General features: G+C 71.1%; 12 protein-coding genes and 1 pseudogene. 7 read left to right on the forward strand and 6 right to left on the reverse strand.

The features are described from left to right. The first annotated feature begins 11 nt into the window (after positions 1–11). The 3 genes and pseudogenes from EV189_RS18020 (at position 12) to EV189_RS20370 (ending at position 4,252) form a co-directional block, all read left to right on the forward strand. Positions 12–3,398 (forward strand): BTAD domain-containing putative transcriptional regulator, encoded by a 3,387-nt coding sequence (locus tag EV189_RS18020; protein WP_165400376.1) that lies wholly within the window; start codon positions 12–14, stop codon positions 3,396–3,398. 32 nt (positions 3,399–3,430) lie between these two features. After that, positions 3,431–3,805: pseudogene (locus EV189_RS18025) on the forward strand (Rv2578c family radical SAM protein); the annotation flags it as partial. A gap of 144 nt (positions 3,806–3,949) precedes the next feature. Continuing rightward, the gene (locus EV189_RS20370) at positions 3,950–4,252 is read left to right on the forward strand and encodes a hypothetical protein (RefSeq protein WP_165400377.1); all 303 of its coding nucleotides are present in this window, start codon (positions 3,950–3,952) and stop codon (positions 4,250–4,252) included. Between the two features lie 130 nt (positions 4,253–4,382). Here the strand turns inward: EV189_RS20370 and EV189_RS18030 are convergent, their stop codons facing one another. From EV189_RS18030 to EV189_RS18045, 4 genes are all read right to left on the reverse strand, one after another. Beyond that, positions 4,383–8,036 carry a tape measure protein gene (locus tag EV189_RS18030; RefSeq protein WP_130494383.1) on the reverse strand — a complete coding sequence of 1,218 codons (3,654 nt, stop codon included), beginning with the start codon at positions 8,034–8,036 and terminating at the stop codon, positions 4,383–4,385. A gap of 245 nt (positions 8,037–8,281) precedes the next feature. Continuing rightward, a complete protein-coding gene (locus EV189_RS18035; protein ID WP_130494384.1) occupies positions 8,282–9,469 on the reverse strand; it encodes a phage major capsid protein in 1,188 nt (395 codons plus the stop codon). A 204-nt stretch (positions 9,470–9,673) separates the two neighbouring features. Further along, a complete protein-coding gene (locus tag EV189_RS18040; RefSeq protein WP_130494385.1) occupies positions 9,674–9,955 on the reverse strand; it encodes a hypothetical protein in 282 nt (93 codons plus the stop codon). A 2,391-nt stretch (positions 9,956–12,346) separates the two neighbouring features. Next, positions 12,347–13,804 carry a recombinase family protein gene (locus tag EV189_RS18045; RefSeq protein WP_165400378.1) on the reverse strand — a complete coding sequence of 486 codons (1,458 nt, stop codon included), beginning with the start codon at positions 13,802–13,804 and terminating at the stop codon, positions 12,347–12,349. A 17-nt stretch (positions 13,805–13,821) separates the two neighbouring features. Here EV189_RS18045 and EV189_RS18050 point away from each other — a divergent pair, with 17 nt between their 5' ends. Further along, positions 13,822–14,499 (forward strand): radical SAM family protein, encoded by a 678-nt coding sequence (locus tag EV189_RS18050; protein WP_130494387.1) that lies wholly within the window; start codon positions 13,822–13,824, stop codon positions 14,497–14,499. Positions 14,500–14,600: 101 nt separating this feature from the next. Here the strand turns inward: EV189_RS18050 and EV189_RS18055 are convergent, their stop codons facing one another. Continuing rightward, positions 14,601–17,168, reverse strand: a complete 2,568-nt coding sequence (locus tag EV189_RS18055) for a bifunctional FO biosynthesis protein CofGH (RefSeq protein ID WP_130494388.1) — start codon at positions 17,166–17,168, stop codon at positions 14,601–14,603. 60 nt (positions 17,169–17,228) lie between these two features. On the opposite strand from EV189_RS18055, the gene EV189_RS18060 reads away from it, so the two are divergent. Beyond that, entirely contained in the window at positions 17,229–17,969 is a 741-nt protein-coding gene (locus EV189_RS18060; protein ID WP_130494389.1) for an SDR family NAD(P)-dependent oxidoreductase, read from the forward strand. Here the strand turns inward: EV189_RS18060 and EV189_RS18065 are convergent. Continuing rightward, the gene (locus EV189_RS18065) at positions 17,956–19,437 is read right to left on the reverse strand and encodes a glutamate-cysteine ligase family protein (protein WP_130494390.1); all 1,482 of its coding nucleotides are present in this window, start codon (positions 19,435–19,437) and stop codon (positions 17,956–17,958) included. The two genes, EV189_RS18060 and EV189_RS18065, sit on opposite strands and share 14 nt — an antisense overlap. 111 nt (positions 19,438–19,548) lie before the next feature. On the opposite strand from EV189_RS18065, the gene EV189_RS18070 reads away from it, so the two are divergent. Next, complete coding sequence (locus EV189_RS18070) at positions 19,549–20,697, forward strand: exonuclease SbcCD subunit D (protein WP_130494391.1); 1,149 nt, start codon at positions 19,549–19,551, stop codon at positions 20,695–20,697. Further along, positions 20,697–23,915 carry an AAA family ATPase gene (locus tag EV189_RS18075; protein ID WP_130494392.1) on the forward strand — a complete coding sequence of 1,073 codons (3,219 nt, stop codon included), beginning with the start codon at positions 20,697–20,699 and terminating at the stop codon, positions 23,913–23,915. Before EV189_RS18070 ends, EV189_RS18075 begins: the two co-directional genes overlap by 1 nt. The last annotated feature ends 36 nt before the right edge of the window (positions 23,916–23,951 follow it).

Raw genomic sequence — 23,951 nt, forward strand, 5'->3', positions numbered from 1 at the left:
GATCCGGGAGCGTGCTGGACTTCCGCCTGCTCGGCCGCCTCCAGGTCGAGCAGGACGGCCAGCCCCTCCCGCTCGGTCCGCCGAAGCAGCGCGCCCTGCTGGCGCTGCTCCTGCACGAGACCGGCTCGGTCGTGAGCTCGGACCGGCTGGTGCACGAGATCTGGGGCGAGGACGCCTCGCCCCAGATCACCTCCAGCCTGTACGCCCTGGTGTCCCGCCTGCGCCAGGTGGTGCGCGACTCCCCGGACACGCCCTCCCCGCTCGTGCGCTCGGGCAGCGGCTACCTCATCGACGTCGTTCCCGGACAGCTCGACGCGGTCCGCTTCCAGGAGGGCGTGCGCGCGGCCCGCCGGGCCGTCGAGGAGCGCGACTGGCGCACGGCGGTCGACCGGGGAGAGGCGGCGCTGCGCGAGTGGCGCGGCCCGTACCTCGAGGAGTACGCCGACACCGAGGCCGTCCGCCTCGTCACCGGCTCGTGGCTGGAGCGGCGCGCCGGGCTGCTGCACGACCTCACGACCGGGCTGCTCGGGCTGGGTGACGTGGCCCAGGCGGTCGCCCAGGCGCGCGCGCTGGTGGCCGAGTGCCCGTTGGACGAGCGGGCGGTCTGGCTGCTGCTGGTCGCGCTGCACCGGGCGGGCCGGACCGCGGAGGCGCTCACCGCGTACCGCGACCACGCGACGGCGCTCGACGAGGAGCTCGGGCTCGAGGTCGGCGGCCCGCTGCGCGACCTGCAGGGCGCCCTCCTGCGCCAGGACCCCGGGCCAGCCGGCTGGCCCGGGCCCGGGACGACCGCCGCGCCGGTGGCCGTCGTGCCCGCTCCGCGCTCCGGTCTCGTCGGGCGGGAGGCGGAGCGGGAGCAGGTGCGCGCCGCGCTCGACGCGGCCCGCGGCACCGGGTGCGCCTGGGTCGTCCTGTCCGGGCGGCCCGGCATCGGCAAGACGCGCCTGGCCGAGGAGGCGGTGGAGCTCTGGCGAGCGGGCGGCGGCCGCGTCGCCCAGGGGCGCTGCCCGGACGACGACGCCGTCCCCGCGTGGTGGCCGCTGCGCCAGGTCGTCCGCGACCTCGGCGCCGACCCCGCGACCGTCCTGTCGGCGCCGGGCACCGCCGACCCTGCGACCGCGCGCTACGCCGTGCTGGAGCAGGTCCGCGACCTCGTCCTCGCCGCCGTCGCCGAGGGCCCGCTGCTGCTGCTCGTCGACGACGTGCACTGGGCGGACCCGAGCACGCTGCGGCTGCTCGGCCTGCTCGCCGACGAGGTCGAGCGGCCCGGGCTCGCCGTCGTGCTGACCGCGCGCCCGGGCGTCGGGGACCCGCGGCTCGAGCGGGTGCTCGCGCGCGCCGCCCGCCACCCCGGCAGCGTCCACCTGGCCCTCTCGCCGCTGACCGCGCCGGACGTGGCCGACCTGGTCGAGCAGGTACGCGGTCGCCGCCCCGACGCGGCCGAGACCGCGGCGCTGACGGCCGTCACGGGCGGGGTGCCGCTGTTCGCCCAGGAGTACGCGAAGCTCGCCTCCGCCGACCCGGAGGGCGCAGTGCCCGATGCCGTCCGCCCGGTGCTCGCCCGCCGGCTGGCCGAGCTGCCCGAGCCCGTGCTCGAGGCACTCCGCGTGGCGGCCGTCCTCGGGGACCCGCTCGACGTGCGGCTGCTCGCGGAGGTCCTCGGCAGCGACGTGACGAGCGCCGCCGACGCGCTCGACGCGGCCGCCACCGCCGAGGTCCTCGTCCACTCGGCCGCCAGCGGCGGCTACGCCTTCACCCACGCGCTGTTCCGCGACGAGGTGGCCGCGTCGGTGCCGGCCCTGCGCCGCCAGCGCCTCCACCTCGCGGCGGCCGCGGCGGCGCACGGCGGCGTCCGCGGGGACCGGGCCCTGCGCCGCGCCGGGCACCTGCGCGCGGCGGGCGCGCTGGCCGACGCGGCCGAGGTGCTGGCCGCGGCTCGCGACGCGGCCCGTACGGCGGAGCAGCAGGGCCAGCCCGAGGCCGCGGCCGGCTGGTGGCGCAGCGCGGTGGAGGCGCACGAGCTCCTGCTCGGCGCCGACCCCGCCGAGCGCGACGAGCTGGTCGCGGCGGAGCTCACGGCACTGACCCGCTCCGGACGCGGGCAGGCCGTGCTCGACGTGCTCGACGCCGAGCTCGTCACCGCGCTGCGCGCCGGGAGGACCGCCTCCGTCGGGCGGCTCGCGGCGAACCTCCTGCGCGTCTCCGGCTCGTGGCCCTGGCCGGTCTACGGCTCGGACCCCGCGCCCCTGCTCGCGACCCTGCGCGGGCTCGACGGCCTGCTCGCCGACGACCCCGCCGCCCGGGCCCGGGTCCTCGCCGTGACCGCGATCGGGCACTGCTACGACCCCGACCCCTCCGTCCCGGACGGGCTCAGCGCCCGCGCGCTCGCGCTGGCCGAGGCGACGGGCGACGCCGACGTGCTGGCCGACGCGCTGCTCGGGAGGACGCTGACGTACGCCGGGGTCGCGAGCCGCTCGGCGGAGTCGGTGGAGCTGCTCGAGCGCCTCCGCACGCTGCCCCACGAGCAGCAGGACGTCGACGAGGTGCTGCGGCACAACCTGCTGACGATGGCGTGCATGAACCTCGGGCGCACCGCGGAGGCCGCCGAGCACATCAGCGCGGGGAGCCTGCGCAGCGAGGTGCTGCGCCTGCCGGTGAACCGAGTCCAGCTCGGCTGGGCCCGGGCCTGCCTCGCCCAGTGGCGGGGCGACCTCGCGGAGGCGTCCCGGCTCTACGACGAGGCGGAGGCCGCGCACCGGCGCACGGAGCTGCAGCAGGCGGGGACCTTCGAGCTCGCGGCGCTCGTGCTCGCGTGGGACCGGGGCACGCTGGCCGCGGCGTCCGGCGACGTCCCGCACAACCCGGTCGTCGCGCGATGGACCCGCGCGGTCGCCGACGCCGCCGCTGGACGGCCGGGCGGCGAGGAGGCGCTCGCCGCGGAGGTGCACTGGCCCGAACCGGAGGTCTGGACCTCGCACGGGCGGCTCGCGCTGCTGGCCCACGTCGTCGCGGACCTCGAGCGGGCCGACCTGGCGCCCCCGCTGCGCGCCCGGCTCGCCCCGCTCGCCGGCCTGCTCGCCACCCTCGGCCAGATCGGGACGGTGGGGCCGGTCTCCCTCGCGCTCGCCCGGCTCGCCCGGCTCGAGGGCGACCGTGCCGCGGCCGGCGAGCACCTGGCCGACGCGCTCGCCCTGGCCCGGCGGGAGGGCGGCGGCAGCGCGGAGGTCCACGCCCGGGCGTACGCGCTGGCATGGGCCGCGGAGGACGCCGGCGGCCTCCGTGGCGGCGACCGGGCCGAGCTCGAGGCGGTGCTCGCGGCGGCGTCGGCGCGGGGCATGACGGGGACGGTCGAGCGGCTCGGTGCCCTGCTGCAGGAGCGGACCGCGCGCCGGTCGTGACGCCCGGCTCGAACATGTGGTCGAATGGTCGGGTGCGATGGGACAGCCAGCGCCTCGACATGGAGGCCACGAGCGCGGCGCTGCCGCTGCTGCCGAGGGGCGCGGTGGCGCGGACCTTCGACACCCCGGAGTTCCGCGGCATGACGTTCTTCGAGGTGACCGCGCGCTCGGCGCTCAACCGCGTCCCCGCGGCGAGCCGGGTGCCGTTCCGCTGGACCGTCAACCCCTACCGCGGGTGCACGCACGCCTGCGTCTACTGCTTCGCCCGCAAGACCCACGAGTACCTCGACCTCGACAGCGGTGCCGACTTCGACTCGAAGATCGTCGTCAAGGTCAACGTCGCCGAGGTGCTGGCGCGCGAGCTGCAGAAGCCGTCCTGGTCCGGTGACCACGTCGCGCTCGGGACGACGAGCGGCAGCGCACATACTAGCCAGCCGAGGTAGTCAGAAGGGACCAGGTTCTCCCGGTCTAGGTGTGTCGTCCCACTCGCCGTGGTCCCATGCAGGACCCAGGCGCTCAAGGCGACCGCCTGGTTACCGAGAGGAAGCAGCATGACAAGCACAACCACCGCCCCCGTCCTGCACTACGACGTGCCTGGCGTAGCGCTCTGGCAGGAGGGCGAGACCTTCACGCTGGACGTTCGGCACCCCGTCTCTCGCGCAGCCCTGGAGGGTGCCTGGGAGTTCATCCCCGAGGGAACGGACGTGCTCTGGGTGGAGGACGGGACGCCCGAACTCGAGCGGGTGCCCGCGCCAGACGTGAACGCATGGGCTGAGCAGTGGGTGGCCGACAACTTCCGCCCGACGGACGAGACCTGGAGTCACCTCTTCGGTCTCATCCCCAGGCAGCGGTAGCCCTGACGCCAGAAACACAAGAAGCGCCCCTGTGGCCGGAGTCCTGACGAGTGATAGTCGCCAGGCCCAACCACAGGGGCAATCTTGTGTCTAACGTAGGAGTCAACCTAAGCGCAAGCCAGGTTGCCTCTTAGGCCGCTCGTCCCGAGCGCCGGGCGGTAGTCGCCTGGTGCTTCGTAATGGTAGCGGCAAGGTCCCGCTCACTGATGACGCTCCCGGCCACATTCACAATGGTCGTGATGCCGCCCGCAAGAGCCGTGTCGAAGAAGTTCTTCCCCGAAGCCGTGGCCTTCGGCTTGGTCGTCAGCGTCTTGGTGGCCGTGCCGTTCGCCACGGCATCGGTGAAACCGTCAACAAACGCTGCCCCCGCCTGCTCGCCCAGCACCTTGAGCGGGTTATCCCCCTCGGCGTCCAGACCAAGAGCAGTTTGCAACGAGGTCACCAGACCGTCAGCAACGGTCTGCATCTGCGTCTGAAGGCTGTCAAACTGCACCTGGAGGCCAGCCGCGTACTGATCGGCAGTCTGCCCACCGACGGCGTAGAAGCTGTCAGCCAGGGACTTCCCCAGATCGTCACTGATTCCTTGAATCTGGCTCTGCATGGAGTTGATATCTCCGATAGAGCCAGGGGAGTTCAGAAGCGCCTGAGCGACCTGCCCGCCCGTGTCCGCACCGGCAGCCACAATATCCTGGAGCGACTGCTTGTTGAGACCCTTGCTCAGCAAGTCCTTCACGTTGGACGCAAAGCCCTTGACCTGAGCCAGCTTGTCCCCCAGCCTCTTTCCGAGACCAGCCGCAGTGTTGTCACCCGTAGGATTACCGTCGGCGTCCGTGGACCCATCCAGGAGGCCCGTGAGGTTCCCGAGACCAGCCAGGTTGCCACTGACCTGGCTGGCGTAGCCGAGGGCGCTGCTCAGGTTGTCCTGCGCCGCCTTCAGCTTCGTAGCAACGTCGTCCCGCTGCTTCGCAAGGTCCTGCAACTTCTGATTAGCAACAGCGATAGCCTGGCGCGCCGCCTCAATATTCTTCGGATCACGGGCCTTTGCGGTCGCGGCGTCGTACGCGTTGAGGTCGTCCTTCGCCTTGCTGAGCGCCTTGCCACTGCTTGTGACCTTGCCCGCTGCGTTCCTTGCTCGCTCCTGGGCGTCGTGCAGGGAGTTCCAGGCAGCCGTTACGCGCTTCTGTGCGGCAGCCTCAGCCTTCGCCTTGGCCTCCTCGCTCTTGGCGGTGGAGCCCTTCTTGTCGGCCCTCACGGGGGCCTCCTGGGCCGTCTGAAGGGCCTTCACGGCGGCTTGGTACTTCTTCATGGCCTCGGTGCGCTTGAGCACCGCCTCAGTGGACGCCTTGACCGCATTGGCATTGGCCGTGCTGGCGTCGGTGACCTTCTGGTTGAGACCGCTCCGCTCGGAGCCGAGGTCCGCCGGAAGCCCAAGGACAGAGGTAGCCAGGTTGAGTGCCTGATCCTTGATGCCAGACGTGTCCCCCACAAGGTTGGCAACAATCCCGTTGCTGTCCTTGTTGAAGAGGTCAGTCTCAAAGCGCTTCATGGCATCCGAGACCGAGCGAGCGAGAGCGGCAACAGCAGCCACAGCCTTGGGTGTAGTGCGCTTGACGCCAGCCGCGTAACCCTCAACCGTGTTGTCACCGTACTCAGCAAAGACTCGCGACGGCGAGTGGATGCCAAGGAACGAGGTAAAGGTGTTCTTGGCCGTGGAGGCAAGACCCTTCATGGCGTCCTTGACGAAACTCGCCGAGCTGGTGACTCCACGAACAAGCCCACGAACCAGGTTCACCCCAGCGTCAACCAGCAGGCTCCCAAAGTCAGCCGCAGCGTTCTTGATGAGAGCACCCAGCGCCTGAATACTGGCACTCACGCCAGCAAACTTCCCCGTCATCGCGTTGAGGAAGAGTTCAATCACGTTGCGTCCGGCGTCTACCAGGAGCTTGGCGATCTTCACCCCGCCATTGATGAGCAGGCGGTTGATGGTGCCCAGCACGTCGCCCACGGCCGTAGGAGCACGGTCTAGCATCGCTCGGCCGAAGTTCACGATTGCTCTAGCTCCCGCGAACTGAAGCGTGAGGAGCGCCTTGTCAGCCCGGATCGGCAGTTCGGCAAGATACTTGACAATGCTCACGATCATGCCGCTGATAGACCCAGCGGAGTCAGTGCCAATCTTGGTGAAGCTGCGAGCGAAGCCCTTACCCAGGTTGCCCAGGACCCGGACAGCGGCGGACTCCAGTCCATCCCCGAACTTCTGAAGGGCCTCAACACCCCACTTCAGCAGGCCACCGGCCAGCGGAACGCGGGCCAGCACCTCACCAAGAGCACCGGCAATCTTCGCCGGGGCAAAGGCGATGGATAGCCCCGCCACCAGGACAAGCTCCCAATGCGCCGCAAGCTGCGAGAAGAGGGCCTTGGGGTCGAACGCCAGAAGCCCGGACGCGAGACCGATGACGAACGGAAGCGCGACCTTGCCAGCGGCAATACCGACACCCACCCAATCGACCTGCTTCACCCAGCCCAGGAGGACGGTAGCCAGGTCAGCCGAAGCCTTCAGCGTGGTCCCAATGGCAGTGCCAATAGCCTGACCCAGCGGACCCCAATCGCCCGTCTGCACACCCGCCGTGAAGGCGTCAATGAGCGTCTTGGCACCGTCTCGGATGCCTACCGCCATGCTGTGCAGGATCGGCGTAACGTCCATCTTGATTTGCGAGAAGGCGTCCATGACCGGCTGACGCCAGGTCTTGACCTTCTCTGTCACTGCACTGCCAGCATTCCCGAGAGAGTCAAGGATCGGCTGGACGAACGCCTTACCGGCGCTAGCGTCAGCCTTGCCCGTCTTGAAGAGCTTGCTGAGGTCGATGCTAGGAAGGTTCTCCTTGAGAGAACGCTTCAGCTTCTCGAACTCGCCCTTGACCTTGTTGATAGCGGCAGGGGTCTTGTTGCTAATCCAGCTCGTGAGGTCAACGAACTTGTTGAGGACCACCTTGATAGCCGGGAAGAATGCCGTGACGATGTTGGCAGCAGCCAGGCCAGAGGCGTCCTTGATATTCGAAATCATGCCCTGGACGGTGTGCGACTGCTTGTCCATCATGCCGCCGTAGGACTTCTCCATGCCGGACATGAAGGCATCCATAGCGGTCTTGCTGTCCACCTGGCGCTTGGTGACCTTGTCCATCGCCCCGGCGACATTCGTCCCGAGCTTGTCGGCAAGCATCTGCCAGGCGGGGATGCCAGCCTCGGTGAGCTGGTTCATCTCCTGAGCCATGACGTGACCCTTGGTGTTGATCTGACCCAGAGCCAGAGTCACGCGGTCCAGCGTCTCGCCATTGCCACCAACAGCGGCAACAGCGTTACCGGCATTGGTCAGCAGGGGAATGATCTGCTTGGAGGCAAAGCCCATCGCCAGCAGGCGGTTAGCCTGAGTGACCAGCTCGGGGAACTCAAACGGCGTGGTCTTGGCAAAGTTCTTCAGGTTGTTGAGCATGGTGTCGGCAGCCTTGGCCGACCCCAGAAGGGTCGTAAAGCCAATGCGCGCCTGCTCAAGCTTCTCAGCCAGCGTGAAGCCAGCCTTGGCTCCGTTAACCGCCATGCGTGCCAGCGAGGCCGCTGCAAGGCCACCCATAACCCCAAACGCCGTCCCGACCGCAGCGGTGCGAGCAGAGAGACGCTTGAGTGCAGCTTCGGTCTTAGCGGCGCTAGCGGAGGTTCCGCTGAAGGCACGCTGGACGGACTTGGCGTCACCGACGATGACGACGCGCAGGGTTTGAGAGGAATCAGCCATGTGGATTGCCTTGGGTTCAGAAGTCACGGGGAACGACAAAAAGGCCCCCCGACCCGGCCGAGATTGAGAGAATCGGCGGGCCAGGGGGCCAAAGAGCGGCTGAGCCGCCTCACTGTGAACTCCGGTGTACCGGGCGGAACGCAGCAGTGAGGGATGACGCGGCGCAGCAGCTCACTAGCGGGCTAAGCCCCTCTGTCGGGTGGAGGTCCCTGTAAGACACCCCGGCCGAGGGCCGCTAGAAGTTGTTACGAGGCGGAAGCCTTGAGAATCTGGACGCTGGTGGCCTCAGCGACGTTGATACCGGCGAGGCGGTACGTCAGGCGAAGGCCAAGGCTGTCCGCGCCGAAGAAGGCATCGGCGCTGTAGGCGATATTCACGTCACGACGAACGCCGACGTAGATGCGACTGGCGTCAGCCACGATGACCGTACGCGCGGGGAGGTTCGCGCTCACGAGGAGCGGAAGGCCAGCGGCGCGGTCGGTGGGCGTCGTGGTCGGGCTGCCAATGATGAACTCACCCGTGGTGGTCTGAGTCGCGCGCAGCGGCTTGGCCTGATCCGGGGATGCCCAGACGACAGTAGCGCTAGCGCCAGTCGCCTCAATGTCGGTGACGGAGTTCAGAATGTCCGTCCACGTAATCGCGGTGTGGCCGGTGCTGAAGTTGGTTGTGGTGCCCTGACTGGCAGCAGTGAGGCCCTTGAGGGCCGTAGTGCCGTTGCCCGCGCCGAAGGCGTCCACGTCAACCGCGCTACCAACGTCACGAGTCATAATGTGCGCAATCTCGTTGCGCAGGTCCACCGAAGCATCCTCAAGGATCTCCGAGGACGCTCGGTAGAGGCTCGCGTACTTAATGGGCTTGAACGTCTGCGCGCCGAAGGAAAGCGTTCCCTCGGTGATGCTTGCACCCTCGGCAACAACGCCGGGAGCCGAAGAACTCTGCACCTGAGGAATCAGGAAACTGCCACCGGTGAAGCGGCGGACCTGAAGCCCCGGGGCACGGAGGAAAACAGACGCGGCGGCAAGCTTGCCAATCAGCTCATGGGCCGTCTCGGTGGGAACGGTGTAACCACCGGCCGGGTTGGTGCCCTCTGCAATGAGGGCCCGCAGCTCGCTCGTCCCAGGAATCAGAGAGCGGTTCTCATCGCCAGGCACCGCGTTAGCGGCGGCGTGAAGAACTCGGGAACGCCGCTCAGTCACGGCGGACGAAGCGCCCTCGTTAGACTTCTCAACAGCGCTGAGGACAATAGCCTCAAGCGCGTCCCGGCGCTCAATGTGCTGGTCCTCAAGACCAGGAGCGTTGATAGCGGCCAGAACCTCGTTACGCGTCTCAGACCGGAGCGAAGTCAGGACAGCGGCAAGCTCGGTCGGGGCAAGCCCGCGCTGCTCGCTGCGGGCCTTCTCAATAAGCGCCTCGAAGGCGTCAATGTTGAACAATGTGGGTCCTTCTGGACAGCAGAAAGCCCACTAGCCGGAAGCGCTAGCGGGCTGAATTGAACGGGGTTGGCGCCGGTCCTAGGACCGGTAGAAATGAAGAACGGGCAGCGCCCCTTAGGACGCCACCCGGCTCTCCCCAACCCGTGTTCTGCGGACCAGCAAGACCTGACGCGGCTTCACGCCAGGACAATCAAGATCGGACCGTTAGCGGTCCGGGTAACCCAGCACTCCGTAGAGCGGCTGAGCAGGGCCGTCCTCGAACGTGACGGCGACGGCGCGGATGGGAGCAACCTCCCGCTCAAGCGCCTTGAGGCTCACTGCCTCGCGGCGGGCAGCCTCATGGACTGCCCAGGCCAGCTCTGACCACAGAGCGGCGTACGGCTCATCCTTGGTGGCATTGGCGTCCCTGAGGCCCGTGAAGGCCGACAGGAGGGCCTGTCGCTGAGTCCGGGTGATCCGGTCCAGCGCAGCAGCCACGTCGGTCACGCGGGAACCTCAACGAGCTTCCCATCGGCCACCAGGCGGGCCACGATGCGAGCGTGCTCCGCCTTGGCGCGGCAGGACTCGCCGCAGTAGCGCGGCTTGCGACCCCGGAGCCCATAGGTCCGGGTGAAGAACGAATCGCACTGCTGGCACTGATGACGCTCAAGGAATGGCATGGTCCTTCTCCTCTGTGTGTTGCGGAGGGAAGAAAACCCCTCACTATAGAAGAGCTGTCCTAGGAGCAAAAGTAGGACAACAGAGCCGTGTGAGGTATGTCACGGGCAATCGACGCCGCTTCCGTCACTCGCCGTCCAGCTTGAAGAGACCCGCTGAAATGGCGTCCGCCTTATTCACTGGCCTCCGCGCGTCATGCTCGGTCGCCTGGCGCCTCGGTACGCCTGGGATCGGTCCTCTCCGGGCGACTCTCGCAACCCACTGAGCCGCGTCTCGCTCCTGGGCCTCCGGGCACTGCGCCCAAAGGCGTCCGCAGTGCTCGCAATAGATGGTCCCCCGCATGTCTCTCCTTCTCATTCAGTTGAACTCGCTCACAATGAACAGCAAACACCAAAAACACAACCAGAAACCGGATAAAAGTTCATCAATCTGCGGCCGTGCCAATTTGGCTAGGTCCAGGTCTGGGAGAGGTGAAACCGTCAAGGTTTCACACCCCCCTTCCCCATATGACGCTCAGATGCCTCTGAGAAGCCTCAGAATCGTTTCTAAGCGCCTTGTGCCCTTCGGGGGCCCAGGAGTAGCCCCAGCGGCTTCAATGGCCGCTGAGGCGTTCCTAGGGCTTTCTCTGGCTATCAGCTCTCTGGCAGCCCTTTGCGGGGCTGTCTTCATCCCTGGGCTGATACTGCATTGACCATCACCCCTTCACGGGGTGATTGTCATTCCTTCACCAGTTCTCTAACTCCGAGGAACTGACGCCAGTCTGTTCCGAGGAGTCTGGCTTACCTCTGTGCCTTAGTTCTCAAGCCGAGCACTCTTCGGTGCTCGTGCTTCTCTACTCTCTATAGCCACTCAACAGAGTGGCAACAGAGATAGACAGAGTATGGGTATACATTCTTCGTGATCCACGGCATCTTCTTCCGCAGACGTGGAGCTTTCTACCGTGCCAGGGGTGCCCCTAGTAGGGAGCTAGCCCCGCGTCTGCGCCGCCGTAGTAGCCGCTCGGGGGGTAGTACTCAAGCTCAGCCCAAGGATCCCTGGGCGCCCCATAGGGGGCGCTCTGAGGGGGTACCACCAGGGTGCCCAGCTCTGACTTGCCCTTCCAATGGCCGCACTCCCCGTGCGCAATCTCAGCCGTTCCCGGACAGTCCTGAAACTCCTTCCACTTGTCGAAAGGAATCGACAGAGCCAAGCGCTCGCGCTTCCAGGTGTCGCTACCCAGACTAGTGAGCCAGCCCGAGTCAATAGCAATCCGACGATTGTCCCGGGCGGATTTCTCATTGAGGCCGACTTCATCGGAGAGGGTTTTGATGCTGAACGGAAAGACCACTCCCCCGCTCTTCCCTCGATATGTGGCCCGGGCGCAATGGACCTGGCAAACGGCGCGAGGACCCACCTTGAGGCCGCTGTGTCCTCGGAGGAGTCGGTTGTAGAGGTTCACGTCCCGGACCAGAAGCCGCTCAGTCATTCGCTGCTGCCTCAAGGTCCCGAAGGAACCGCGCGTGCATGTCGCGCCAGAGCTTGCGTGCGGCGGGGTTCTTGGTGCCGAAGGTTTGCATGTAGCGCAGCCAGGCGTCCGCCTCAGCCTTGTCCCGTGGGGGCTCAGCCAGAGGGTTGCGTCCTGCGCGCCAACCGCAGGTCCAGGACTCATGGATGATCGTGCTGGGCCTCATGCTGCGGCCTTGGTGCTGGCGGAGAGCAGCCCGCTAGGCTGCTGCGCATGGCTTCCCGTGTTGCTCTTGAGGGTCGCGCCGAGGGCGCGCTTGTCCGCCTGGTCCTGTCTGCTGAGGACTTGGACACTCTCGTTAGGGATGGACACCTGCGGCTCGATGACGTCACGGAGGACTTCTCCGATGGGCCCTACGTCCTGCACGAGGGCAGCGAGACCAAGCGGCTGGTCCGTGCCGAGATTGAGATTCGGCCCTCGAACGACTGAAGCCGGGGCTAGCGCCGCCAGGCGGTAGAGCCGATCCCAGGTCTCCGACGACGGGTGCCAGTGGTCGGCTGCCCAGGCGTCCGCCCACGGCTCAAGGTCCTTCAGGGTCTTGCGGTCCGATCCAGCCGTGACGGCTGTCCGGGCTTGCTCGGGCACTGTGGCCTGAGCGGTCTGACTAACGGCTACGCCGTGTCCTCTCGGTTCGCTGGTGTGGTCGCACGTTCCCGTGGACCGAGGCGAAGGTAGCCCCGGTGTCCACGGGGGTCAACCTAACTAACGCGGCACAGTCAAGCGGTGTGGACCCTCACGGAGTCCAGGGGCAGGTTGTCCGCCGTCCAGAAGCCGCGTGGGAGCGGCAGAACCTCCACGCTGCGCACGACGGTGCCCAGGATCGCCCGTCGCGCCTCCAGGGTCTCTGGGCGCTCGTCCTGCCAGACCTCCAGTGGGGGTCGGGCACTCTGCTCAATGGCTGCTCGGGCCCACTGCGCCTGCTCTCGCTGAAGCTCCACCACTCGCGCACGGCAGGCGGTCACGTAGGCGAAGCCGTCGGCCCTCGGCACGGCGCCGGACAGCATGTCTGCGCGCGTAGCCGCAATGTCGGCCTCAAGTCGGGCAATCTCGGCGGAGTGGTCTGCTCCACTCACGGCATGCTCCCTGGGAGGAGCGTCCTGGAGGGCCCTGCCAACCAGTGCCTTCACGTACGTCTCAAGCCAAGTCTTATTCCGGGTGACCTTGCCGCAACCGCCAGTGCTGGAATAGCAGGCGTACCGGTTGACGGTCCAACGGGTGCCAGCGCGCTTGCCCTTGCTGTAGGTGCCCGACGACTCGGCGGCTTCCATGCGGTGTCCGCAAGAGCCACAGAATACATAGCCGCTCAAGAGATACTTCCGAGCGTTGTGTGACCCTGGCCCGCCCTTCTTAGGCGCAATAGCCGTGCACATGGCCTCCCAGGTTGGCCGGTCAATGACGGCGGGCCAGTCACCCTCCCCGACCACTTCCCCCTTGTGGGCCACCAGACCGGCAATCCGTGGGTTCATCAGGACTCGCTGGATGCTGCGCAGACTGTTCCACGGACCGCTATTCACCGTGAGGACGCCAGCGGCGTTCCAAGCCTTCTGAATGCTGGTCAGGCTTCCCTCAAGAACGGCAATCTCCGCCGCTTGACGTATCGCAGCCTGGGCTTCCGGGTCAATGTGTGTCGTGTAACCGATGCCCTGCGAGGCGTCAGGCTTGAGGTAGCCAAAGACGTGGTGTCCGCCGTGCGCCCTCCCCTGGGCGCGGCGCTGCTCGTGCGCTCGACTGACCCTCTCTCCCGTCCGCTCGGCCTCTGCGGCGTCCCATGCGGCGATGGTGCGGGCTACGGCCCTGCCGTCCGCCGTCGTTAGGTCGGCGGCACCGCTCTTGACGGAGGCCAACCTGATCTTGTGCTTTTGTGCCAGCTCAATGACCTGCTCCCACTCCCTTGGCCGTCTCGTGAGCCGGGAGTTGGAGTAGAAGGTGACCGCCTCGAAGCGCCCGTTGCGGGCGTCCTCCAACATCTGCTCGTAGCGCACCCGAGGCTTCCGGCTGAGGCTGGAGGCGGACACGTCGTTGTCGGTGTAGACCTCCACGACCTCCCAGCCGCGCTCCGCTGCCAGGGCACGACAGTCCTCCTCCTGACGGGTCACCCCCGCCTCAGAGCCGTCCCTGTCCTGGCTGATCCGGCAGTAGATCGCTGTCCGCACTGTGTCCTCCTTGCTCCGCACCCTCGTGAGTATGTACCTTGCCACTCGTCACGAACACCGACCCGTACCAGCGTGCCGAGGGCCGCTACCAGCTGACCCGGCAGGTCCTGCAGGCGCTGACCGCGGCGCGGACGCCGTTCTCGATCCTCACCAAGAGCGCGCTGGTGGCCCGCGACCTCGACGTGCTCACCGCGGCTGCGGACGTCACCGACGTCTCGGTCGCGGTCAGCGTCGGCTCCGTCGACGACGAGGTGTGGCGCACCGTCGAGCCCGGGACCCCGCCGCCCACCCGCCGGCTCGAGACGCTCGCGAAGCTGCGGGAGGCGGGCATCCGCACGGGCGTGCTCATGGCGCCCGTGCTGCCCTGGCTCACCGACTCGCCGCAACAGCTCGAGGCGACGGTCCGCGCCATCGCCGAGTCCGGCGCCGACTACGTCACCCCGTTGACGCTCCACCTGCGCCCCGGCGCCCGCGAGTGGTGGATGCAGTGGCTGCAGGCGACGCACCCGGACCTCGTGCCGCGCTACCAGGCGATGTACGTCGCCGGCTCCTACGCCCCGAAGGCCTACCAGGCGCGCATCGCCCAGCAGGTCACCGACCTCGCGACGCGCCACGGCGTCGGCCGCCGCGTCACGACCGCCTGGCGGACGGGGCACGAGCGCGCCCTGCTGGCCCAGGGACGGGCGCGGCAGGGCGAGCAGCTCACCCTCGTCTGACCCGCCCCTCCCCCGTGATCATGCAGATCTCGGGCGCCCCCTCCCCGTGATCATGCAGATCCTGGGGCGCCCCCTCCCCGTGATCATGCAGATCTCGGGGGCTACACCACGGGCAGCAGAACCGGCAGGTGCCCGTCGGAGCGCAGGGCCGCCTCGCGCCGCTCCTCCGGCACCACGCCGTACGTCGTGGTGCGCTGGCGGGCCGGACGCCCGGCGGCCGCCGCGACCGCCTCGAGGTCGCGGACGCTCTTGTAGGACCCGTACGACGACCCGGCCATGCGCGAGATCGTCTCCTCCATCAGCGTGCCGCCGAGGTCGTTCGCGCCTGACTGCAGCATCTGCGCCGCACCCTCGGAGCCGAGCTTCACCCACGAGGTCTGGATGTTGGGGATCCACGGGTGCAGCAGCAGCCGGGCCATCGCGGTGATGGCGCGGTTCTCCCGAGGAGTGGCGCCGGCACGGGCGATCCCCGCGAGGTAGACCGGCGCGTTGAGGTGGACGAAGGGCAGCGTCACGAACTCCGTGAAGCCACCGGTCTCCTGCTGCAGCTGGGCCAGCAGGCGCAGGTGCCCGAGCCAGTGGTGCGGGGCGTCGACGTGGCCGTACATCATCGTCGAGGACGAGCGGATCCCGAGCTCGTGCGCGGTCCGCACGACCTCGACCCACACGGACGTCGGCAGCTTGCCCTTCGTCAGCACCCACCGGACCTCGTCGTCGAGGATCTCCGCTGCAGTGCCGGGGATGCTGTCCAGGCCGGACTCCTTGGCCTGCTGCAACCAGTCGCGGATGCTCATGCCCGTACGGGTCGCGCCGTTCGCCACCTCCATCGGCGAGAACGCATGCACGTGGATGCCGGGCACGCGCTCCTTCACCGCCTTCGCGATGTCGAAGTACGCCGTGCCAGGCAGATCGGGGTGGATCCCGCCCTGCATGCAGACCTCGGTCGCGCCGACGTCCCACGCCTGCGCCGCACGCTCGGCGACCTGCTCCAGTGACAGGGTGTACGCGTCGGCGTCGGTCCGCCGCTGGGCGAACGCGCAGAACCGGCAGCCGGTGTAGCAGACGTTGGTGAAGTTGATGTTCCGCGTGACGCAGTAGGTCACCTCGTCGCCGACGACCGCGCGGCGGAGGTCGTCCGCGATGCGCGCCAGCACGTCGAGCGGCTCGCCGTCGGCCTCGAGCAGCGTGAGCGCTTGCGCGTCGCTCAGCCGGGTCGGGTCGTCCGCGGCAACGGAGAGCGCCTCGCGGACGTCGGCCGGCAGCCGCTCGGGCACCCGCGCGCTGGCGACGCTGTCGCGCAGCGACTCCCAGTCGCCGTAGACCTCGTCGAAGTCGGTGCGGCGGTCGTCGGTGCGCCCCGACTCGTCGATCTCGCGGTGCAGGTCCGTACGCCCCGCCGAGGTCAGCGGCTGGTCCGGCTCCTGCCACGGACGCCCTGCCACGACGGCCTTCTCGTCCGCGAGGCCGTCCGGCAGGGCGAGGGCACGGACGTGCGGCAGCACCCGCGGGTCGATCCACGGCTCGCCGTGGCGGACGTACTCGGGGTAGACCGTGAGCCGCTCGCGCAGCTCGAACCCGAGCTCACGGCAGCGCTCGGCGAGCTCGTCGATCTGCGGCCACGGCCGCTCGGGGTTGACGTGGTCCGGCGTGAGCGGCGAGATGCCGCCCCAGTCGTCGATGCCGGCGCGCAGCATCAGGGCGTACTCGTCGTCGACGAGGTTCGGGGGCGCCTGCAGGTGGACCGCCGGGCCGAGGACGAGCCGGGCGACCGCGATCGTCGCCGCGAGCTCCTGCAGGGAGGCGTCCTCCGTCGCGGCCATCGCGGTCCCGCTCTTGGCCCGGAAGTTCTGCAGGATCACCTCCTGGATGCCGCCGTACTGCCGCGCGACACGGCGTATTGCGAGGATCCCCTCGGCCCGCTCCTCGAAGGTCTCCCCGATGCCGAGCAGCAGCCCGGTCGTGAACGGCACGGTCGTCCGGCCGGCGTCCTCGAGGACCCGCACGCGCACAGCGGGTTCCTTGTCCGGGGAGCCGTAGTGCGGGCCGCCGGGCTCCGACCACAGCCGCTCTGCGACGGTCTCGAGCATCATGCCCATCGACGGCGCGACCGGCTTGAGCCGCTGGAAGTCCGTCCAGGACAGCACGCCCGGGTTGAGGTGCGGCAGCAGCCCGGTCTCCTCCAGCACCCGCACCGCCATCGCGCGGACGTAGGCGAGGGTGTCGTCGTAGCCGTGCGCGTCGAGCCACTCCCGCGCCTCCGGCCAGCGGTCCTCCGGCCGGTCGCCCAGCGTGAACAGCGCCTCCTTGCAGCCCATCGCCGCGCCCTGCCGGGCGATGTCGAGGACCTCGTCCGGCGTGAGGAACATGCCGTGCCCCTCGCGGCGCAGCACGCCCGGCACCGTGACGAAGGTGCAGTAGTGGCAGCGGTCGCGGCACAGGCGCGTCAGCGGGATGAAGACCTTGCGCGAGTACGTCACGACCCCCGGCCGCCCGGCGGCCGCCAGCCCCGCGTCGCGGACGCGGGAGGCCGAGACGCACAGCTCCTCGAGGTCGGCGCCCCGCGCCTGCAGCAGCACCGCACCCTCCGCGGCGTCCAGGGTCACGCCGTCCCGGGCGCGGCGCAGGGCGCGGCGCATGGCCGTGGCAGTGGGGGCGTGCTCGCTGCTCATCGCCCCATCCTCCGCTGGGCCCGCGCGGGCGGCGCGCCGGGGGTCGGTAGCCTCGGCGGCATGGCGACAGCGGTGGTGACGGGCGCGAGCAGCGGCATCGGCGAGGCGACGGCGTACGCGCTGGCGGAGGCGGGCTTCGACCTCCTCCTCGGCGCCCGGCGGCAGGACCGCCTGGCCGAGGTCGCGGAGAAGGCGCGGGCGGCCGGCGTCAGCGTCGAGGCCCGCCCGCTCGACGTCACGAGCACGGCGTCGGTGCAGGAGTTCGCGGCCGGCCACGACGCCGTCGAGGTCGTCATCGCCAACGCCGGCGGTGCGCTCGGGCTCGACCCCGTCGAGGGCTTCGACGAGGAGCAGTGGCGCTGGATGTACGACGCCAACGTCACCGGCGTCGCGCGCACGGTGCGGGCGTTCCTGCCCGCGCTGCGCGCCTCCGGCGACGGGCGCATCGCCGTGGTGACGAGCGTCGCCGGGCACCAGACGTACCCGGGCGGCGGCGGCTACACCGCGGTGAAGCACGCGGCCGCGGCAGTCGTCGACACGCTGCGGGTGGAGCTCCTCGGCGAGCCCGTACGCGTCCTGGAGGTCGCGCCCGGCATGGTCGAGACCGAGTTCTCCAAGGTCCGCTTCAGCGGCGACGAGGAGCGCGCGGCCGGCGTCTACCAGGGGGTGACGCCGCTGACCGCAGGGGACGTCGCCGAGGCGATCACCTGGGCGGTCACCCGGCCCGCGCACGTCGTCGTGGCCCGGCTCGACCTGATGCCGCGCGACCAGGCGAGCGCGCGCGACCTCAACCGCCGCTGACCTCCCACGTGTGGACGGGCTCGTTCGAGTGCATGAGCTCGGCGTAGCGCAGGGTCATGGCGCGCAGCGCCTCCGCCCGGTCGAGCCCGCGGGCCTCACCGGCGCGTACCTCCTCCACCTGCCACACCGCGCCGTTGCGGCGTGAGGTGCAGCGCGCCTCGATGATCCCGAGGTAGTGGTCGCGCAGCGTCGGGTCGACGCAGAAGCGGTCGAGCCCGTCGTGGGCGAGCGGCAGCAGGTGGCGCAGCACGAGGTCGGTCGCCTTCAGCCGGCCCATCCCCGGCCAGGTCACCGAGGCCTCGATGCCCTCGCGCGCGCCGCGCAGGAAGTTGTCCTCGGCGACCGCGAACGGCATCCGCGACCAGACCGGCCGCTCCGCCTCGGCGAGCACCCGCGTGACCCCGTGGAAGAAGAGCGCGTTGGCGACCATGTCGGCGACGGTCGGACCGGCCGGCAGCACGCGGTTCTCGACGCGCAGGTGCGGCTCGCCGTCCGCGACGGCGTAGACAGGGCGGTTCCAGCGGTAGACCGTGCCGTTGAGCAGGGAGAGCTCGGCCAGCTGGGGCGCGCCTCCCTCGTTCAGCACCGCCTGGGGGTCCTCGTCGTCGCACACGGGCAGCAGCGCGGGGAAGTAGCGGACGTTCTCCTCGAACAGGTCGAAGATCGAGGTGATCCAGCGCTCCCCGAACCACACGCGCGGCCGCACCCCCTGCGCCTTGAGCTCCTCGCTGCGGGTGTCCGTCGCCTGCTGGAACAGCGCGATCCGCGTCTCGGCCCAGAGCTGGCGGCCGAAGAGGTACGGCGAGTTCGCCCCCAGCGCGAGCTGGACCCCGCTCACCGCCTGGGCGGCGTTCCAGGTGCCCGCGAACGCCTCGGGGCGCACCTGGACGTGCACCTGGGCGCTGGTGCAGGCGGCCTCCGGCGCGATCGAGTCCGCGAGGGCGCTCAGCTGCTCGGGACCCGTGATGGCGAGCTCGATGTCCTCCCCGCGGGAGAGCAGGATCTGCTCGTCGAGCAGGGCGTAGCGCGAGTCGTCCGACAGCGACGCGCGGCTCGCGTCCCGCTCCCCCAGCGTCGGCAGGACACCGACCGTGACGATGCGGGCACCGGTGACCCCCGCCCGCTCGTCCGCGCGGTTCAGCACCTCGCGCAGCTGGGCCTCCAGGTCGGCGGCGCTGCGCCCGTCGAGCCGGCGCGGCGGGACGTTGACCTCGATCGTGAACCGGCCGAGCTCGGTCTGGAACGACGGGTCGGCGATCTGCGCCAGCACCTCGCCGTTGCGCATGGCCGGCCGCCCGTCGGCGTCGACGAGGTTGAGCTCGACCTCGAGCCCGGTCATCGGCGACTCGTCGGCGAAGCGGTCCTCGGCGAGCATCCGCGCGAGCGCGTCCAGGTTGCCCCGCACCTTGTCGCGGTAGCGCCGGCGGTCCTCGCGGGTGAAGACGCGCTGCTCGACAGGCTTGCCCACGGGCCCATGATCCCTGGCCGGACCGGTCCGTACCCCCTGCTGGGCGGGTGACCTGGCCGTACCGGCGCGCCGGGGCGGACTCTGTCGGTGGTGCTGCCTACGGTGCTGGGCATGCGGCTGCTCCACACCTCCGACTGGCACCTCGGGCGCTCCTTCCACCGCGAGGGCATGCTCGGGCCGCAGGCCGCCTTCGTCGACTTCCTCGTCGAGGTCGTCCGCGCGGAGCGGGTCGACGTGGTGCTCGTCGCCGGCGACGTCTACGACCGCGCGCTGCCGCCGGTGGACGCCGTCCGGCTGTTCGACGAGGCGCTCGCGCGGCTCACCGCCGCGGGCGCCGAGGTCGTGCTGCTGTCCGGCAACCACGACTCGGCCTCGCGGCTCGGGTTCGGCTCGCGGCTGCTCGAGCGGGCGGGCGCGCACCTGCGCACCGACCCCGCCGCCGCCGGCCGCCCCGTGCTGCTGCACGACGAGCACGGCGACGTGGCGGTCTACCCGCTGCCCTACCTCGAGCCCGACGCGGTCGCCGGGGTCCTCGGCTGCGACGGCCGGGGCCACGAGGCGGTCCTCACGACCGCCCTCGGCCTGGTGCGCGCGGACCTCGCCACGCGGCCGGGCACCCGCTCGGTCGTCGCCGCCCACGCGTTCGTCACCGGCGGCGCGACCAGCGAGAGCGAGCGCGACATCAGCGTCGGCGGCGTCGGCTCGGTCCCGGTGGGGCTGTTCGCCGGGGTCGACTACGCCGCGCTCGGGCACCTGCACGGGCCCCAGCAGCTCGCCCCCCACGTCCGCTACAGCGGCTCGCCGCTGGCCTACAGCTTCTCCGAGGCCACCCACGCCAAGTCCGTCACGCTGGTCGAGCTCGACGCTGGCGGGCTGGCCGGCACGACCGTGCTCCCCTGCCCGGTCCCCCGCCCGCTCGCGCGCCTCCGCGGCCGGCTCGCCGACCTGCTCGCCGACCCGTCGCTCGAGCGCCACGAGTCGTCCTGGCTGCAGGTCGTCCTCACCGACCCCGTCCGGCCGCGCGAGCCCATGGAGGCGCTCCGCGCGCGATTCCCCCACGTGCTCGTGCTCGGCCTCGAGCCCGAGGGCGACCGCAGCGCTGCCGGAGCGTCGTACGCCGAGCGCGTCCGCGGGCGCAGCGACCTCGAGCTCGCCACGGGCTTCGTCGAGCACGTGCGCGGCAGCGCGCCGGACGCCGCCGAGACCGGGCTCCTGCGGGACGCCCTCGAGGCGGCCCGGCGCGACGAGGCGGCGGCGTAGTGCGCCTGCACTCCCTGACCGTGACCGCGTTCGGCCCCTTCGCCGGCACGGTCGAGCTCGACGTCGACGCCCTCCACGACGCCGGCCTCTTCCTGCTCTCCGGCCCGACGGGCGCGGGGAAGACGACCCTGCTCGACGCGGTCGTCTTCGCCCTGTACGGCGCCGTCCCCGGCGCCCGCCGGGCAGCCGGGCACCTGCGCAGCGACCACGCCGACGCCGGGGCCGCGCCGGAGGTGGTGCTGGAGCTGACCGTGCGCGGGAGGCGCCTGCGCGTACGCCGTCGTGCGGCCTGGGACCGGCCGAAGCGGCGCGGCACCGGAACCGTGCGCGAGCAGGCGCGCGTGTCCGTCGAGGAGCTGGGGTGCGACGGGCCGCAGGTGCTCTCCACCAGGCTCGACGAGGCCGGCCACCTGCTGCGCGAGCTCGTCGGCATGACGCAGGACCAGTTCTGCCAGGTGGTGCTGCTGCCGCAGGGCGAGTTCGCGCGGTTCCTGCGCGCCGACGCCGACGAGCGCCGCGCCATCCTGCAGACGCTGTTCGGGACCGGCCGCTTCGCCGCCGTCGAGGCCTGGCTCGCCGAGCGCCGTCGGGCGACGGCCCGCCTCGTCGAGGAGCTGCAGGGCGAGCTCGAGGTGTCGCTCGGCCGCGTCGACCAGGCCGCGGGGGACGCCGCGCGCCATGGGGCGGCGGTCGCGGACGACGCACCACCGGCTGCCGGCCCTGACGACACCGCTGGCGCTGCCGGCTCGCACGACCCTGCCGACACTGCCGACACTGCCGACACTGCCGGCGCTGGCGGCCCTGGAGACGGTGCCGGCGCTGACGGCGCCGACCCGGCCGCGGGCGCGCCGGACCCGCTGACCGCGGCGCAGGACCGCGTGCGCCGGCTCTCCGCGGCGGCGCGCGCGCAGGCGGACGCCGCCGTGGTCGAGCTGCGGGCCGCCCGCGACCGGGAGGCGGCGGCGCGTGCGCAGGCCGGGGACGCGGCGCAGCTCGCCGCGGACACGGCCGACGCGCAGGAGCTGGAGCGCCGCCGGGGCGCCCTGGCCGCGGCAGCGGTGGAGCGGCCGCGCTGGACCGCGGAGCGCGCGGCCGCGCTGCGGGCCGCGCCCGTCGCGGGGCTCCTGCCGGTGGCGGCGGCGGCCGAGCGGGCCGCGTCGACCGCCGGTCGCGCACGGGACGCGGTGCGCCGCGAGCTCCCCGGGCCACTGCGCGGGCAGCCGTCTCCGGCGCTCGGGGACCTGCTGGCGGCGACGCGCGGGGAGCTCGCGGTCCTCGAGCAGCTCATGGCGGAGACCGCGCCGACGCGCTGGGCCAGCGACCTCGCCCGGCTGACCTCGACCGTCGCCGCCGAGCGCGCCGCCGTGGACGCCGCGGGCCTGCGCCGCGACGCACTCCCCCAGCGGCGCGCCCTGCTCGCCGCGGCCCTCGACGCCGCTGCGGCCGCAGCCGCGGAGGAGCCCGCCCTCGAGCGCGAGCTCGCCGCGGCGCGCGCCGCCCGGTCCGCCGCGGACGAGGCCGCAGTGCTCGCCACGCAGCTGACTGCCGCCGCGACCCGGGCCCAGGACCTCCGGGGCCGGGGGCTCGACGCCAAGGAGGCCTGGCTCGCCGCGCGCAGCCGTCGCCTGGACGCGATGGCCGCGGAGCTCGCGGCCGGGCTGCTGCCCGGGGACCCGTGCCCGGTGTGCGGCTCGGCAGAGCACCCGGCCCCAGCGCTCGGGGGCGCGGACGCCGCGGTGGACGAGGAGCGCGCGCGGCGCTCCGCCGACGCGGCCGAGGCCCGCGCGGCTGCCGCAGCCGAGCAGGAGGCCGGGCTGCGCGCCCGCGCCGCCGCCGCCGCAGCCCGGGCAGGGGACGACCCGGCGGTGCTCGCCGCCCGCTGCACCGGGCTCGAGGCGCGCTGGGTCGCCTCCCGCACCGCCCGCGAGGAGGCCGCCCGCTCGCGCGCCGCGCTCGACGCGCTGGCCGAGGAGGAGCGGAGCACGTCGGCAGAGGTGCTGCGGGCGACCGGCGCGCTCGCGGGGCTGGAGGCGGAGCTGGCGGCGCTCGGGCGCGAGCGGGCGGCGGCGGAGGAGCGGCGTACCGCGGCGAGGGGCGAGGACCCCGACGTCGAGCAGCGCCACGCGCGGCTCGGCGACCTCGTCCACCGCGTCGAGCGCGTGCTCGACGCGGAGCGGCAGGCGGAGGCGACCGCGGCACGGGCCGCCGCCGCCCGCGAGGAGGCCGAGCAGGCCGCGACGGCCGCCGGGTTCCCGGACGCGGCAGCCGCAGCAGCGGCGTCGCTCCCGCCGGCGGAGCTGGCCGCCCTCGAGACCCGGCTCCAGGCCCTGGACCGGGAGGAGGCCGCCCTGGCCGAGCGGCTCGCCGAGCCGCGCTTCTCGGGAGGCCGCCTCGAGGCCCTGCTCGGCGGCGACCCGGAGGCGCCGGCCCGCGAGCTGGCCGCGGCCACGGAGGAGCTCGCGCGGGCCGCAGCCGCCCTCGAAGGGGCGGTCGCGGCCCAGGGCCTGGCGAGCCGGCGGGCGGTCGAGCTCGAGGGGCTCGTCCTCGAGGTCGACGACCGGGTGGAGCGGCTGCGCCCCGCCCAGTCCGACGCGGTGCTGGCCGAGCGCCTCTCCCGGCTCGTCGAGGGCGCCGGAGGCGACAACGCCCTGCGCATGCGGCTGTCCGCCTACGTCCTCGCGGCGCGCCTCGAGCAGGTCGCCGAGGCGGCCACCGAGCGGTTGCAGCGGATGTCCAGCGGGCGCTACTCCCTGGTCCACAGCGACGGCGCCGGTGCGGGCCGGGGCCGGGCCGGCCTGGGGCTCCAGGTCGTCGACGCGTGGACCGGCGTCGCCCGCGACCCCGGCACCCTGTCCGGCGGCGAGGCCTTCACGGCCTCCCTCGCGCTCGCGCTCGGGCTGTCCGACGTCGTGACCGCGGAGGCCGGCGGCGCCGTCATCGAGACCCTCTTCGTCGACGAGGGGTTCGGCTCGCTCGACGAGGACACCCTCGACGAGGTCCTCGACGTCCTCGACGGCCTGCGCGAGGGCGGGCGCGCCGTCGGCGTCGTCAGCCACGTCGCCGAGCTGCGCGCCCGGGTGCCCGTCCAGGTGCTCGTGGACAAGGGGCGCCAGGGCTCGTCGGTCTCGGTCACGGGGCTGGTCCCCCGCGGGCCCGGAGCGGCGCCCGCCGGCGATCGCGCTTCAGCAGGCGCCGCTGGGAGCAGGACAGCAGCGTGAGCCCCTCCACCGCGCACCCGCAGCACGAGCACGACC

Source organism: Motilibacter rhizosphaerae (assembly GCF_004216915.1).
In the GTDB taxonomy this organism is placed as follows: domain Bacteria; phylum Actinomycetota; class Actinomycetes; order Motilibacterales; family Motilibacteraceae; genus Motilibacter; species Motilibacter rhizosphaerae.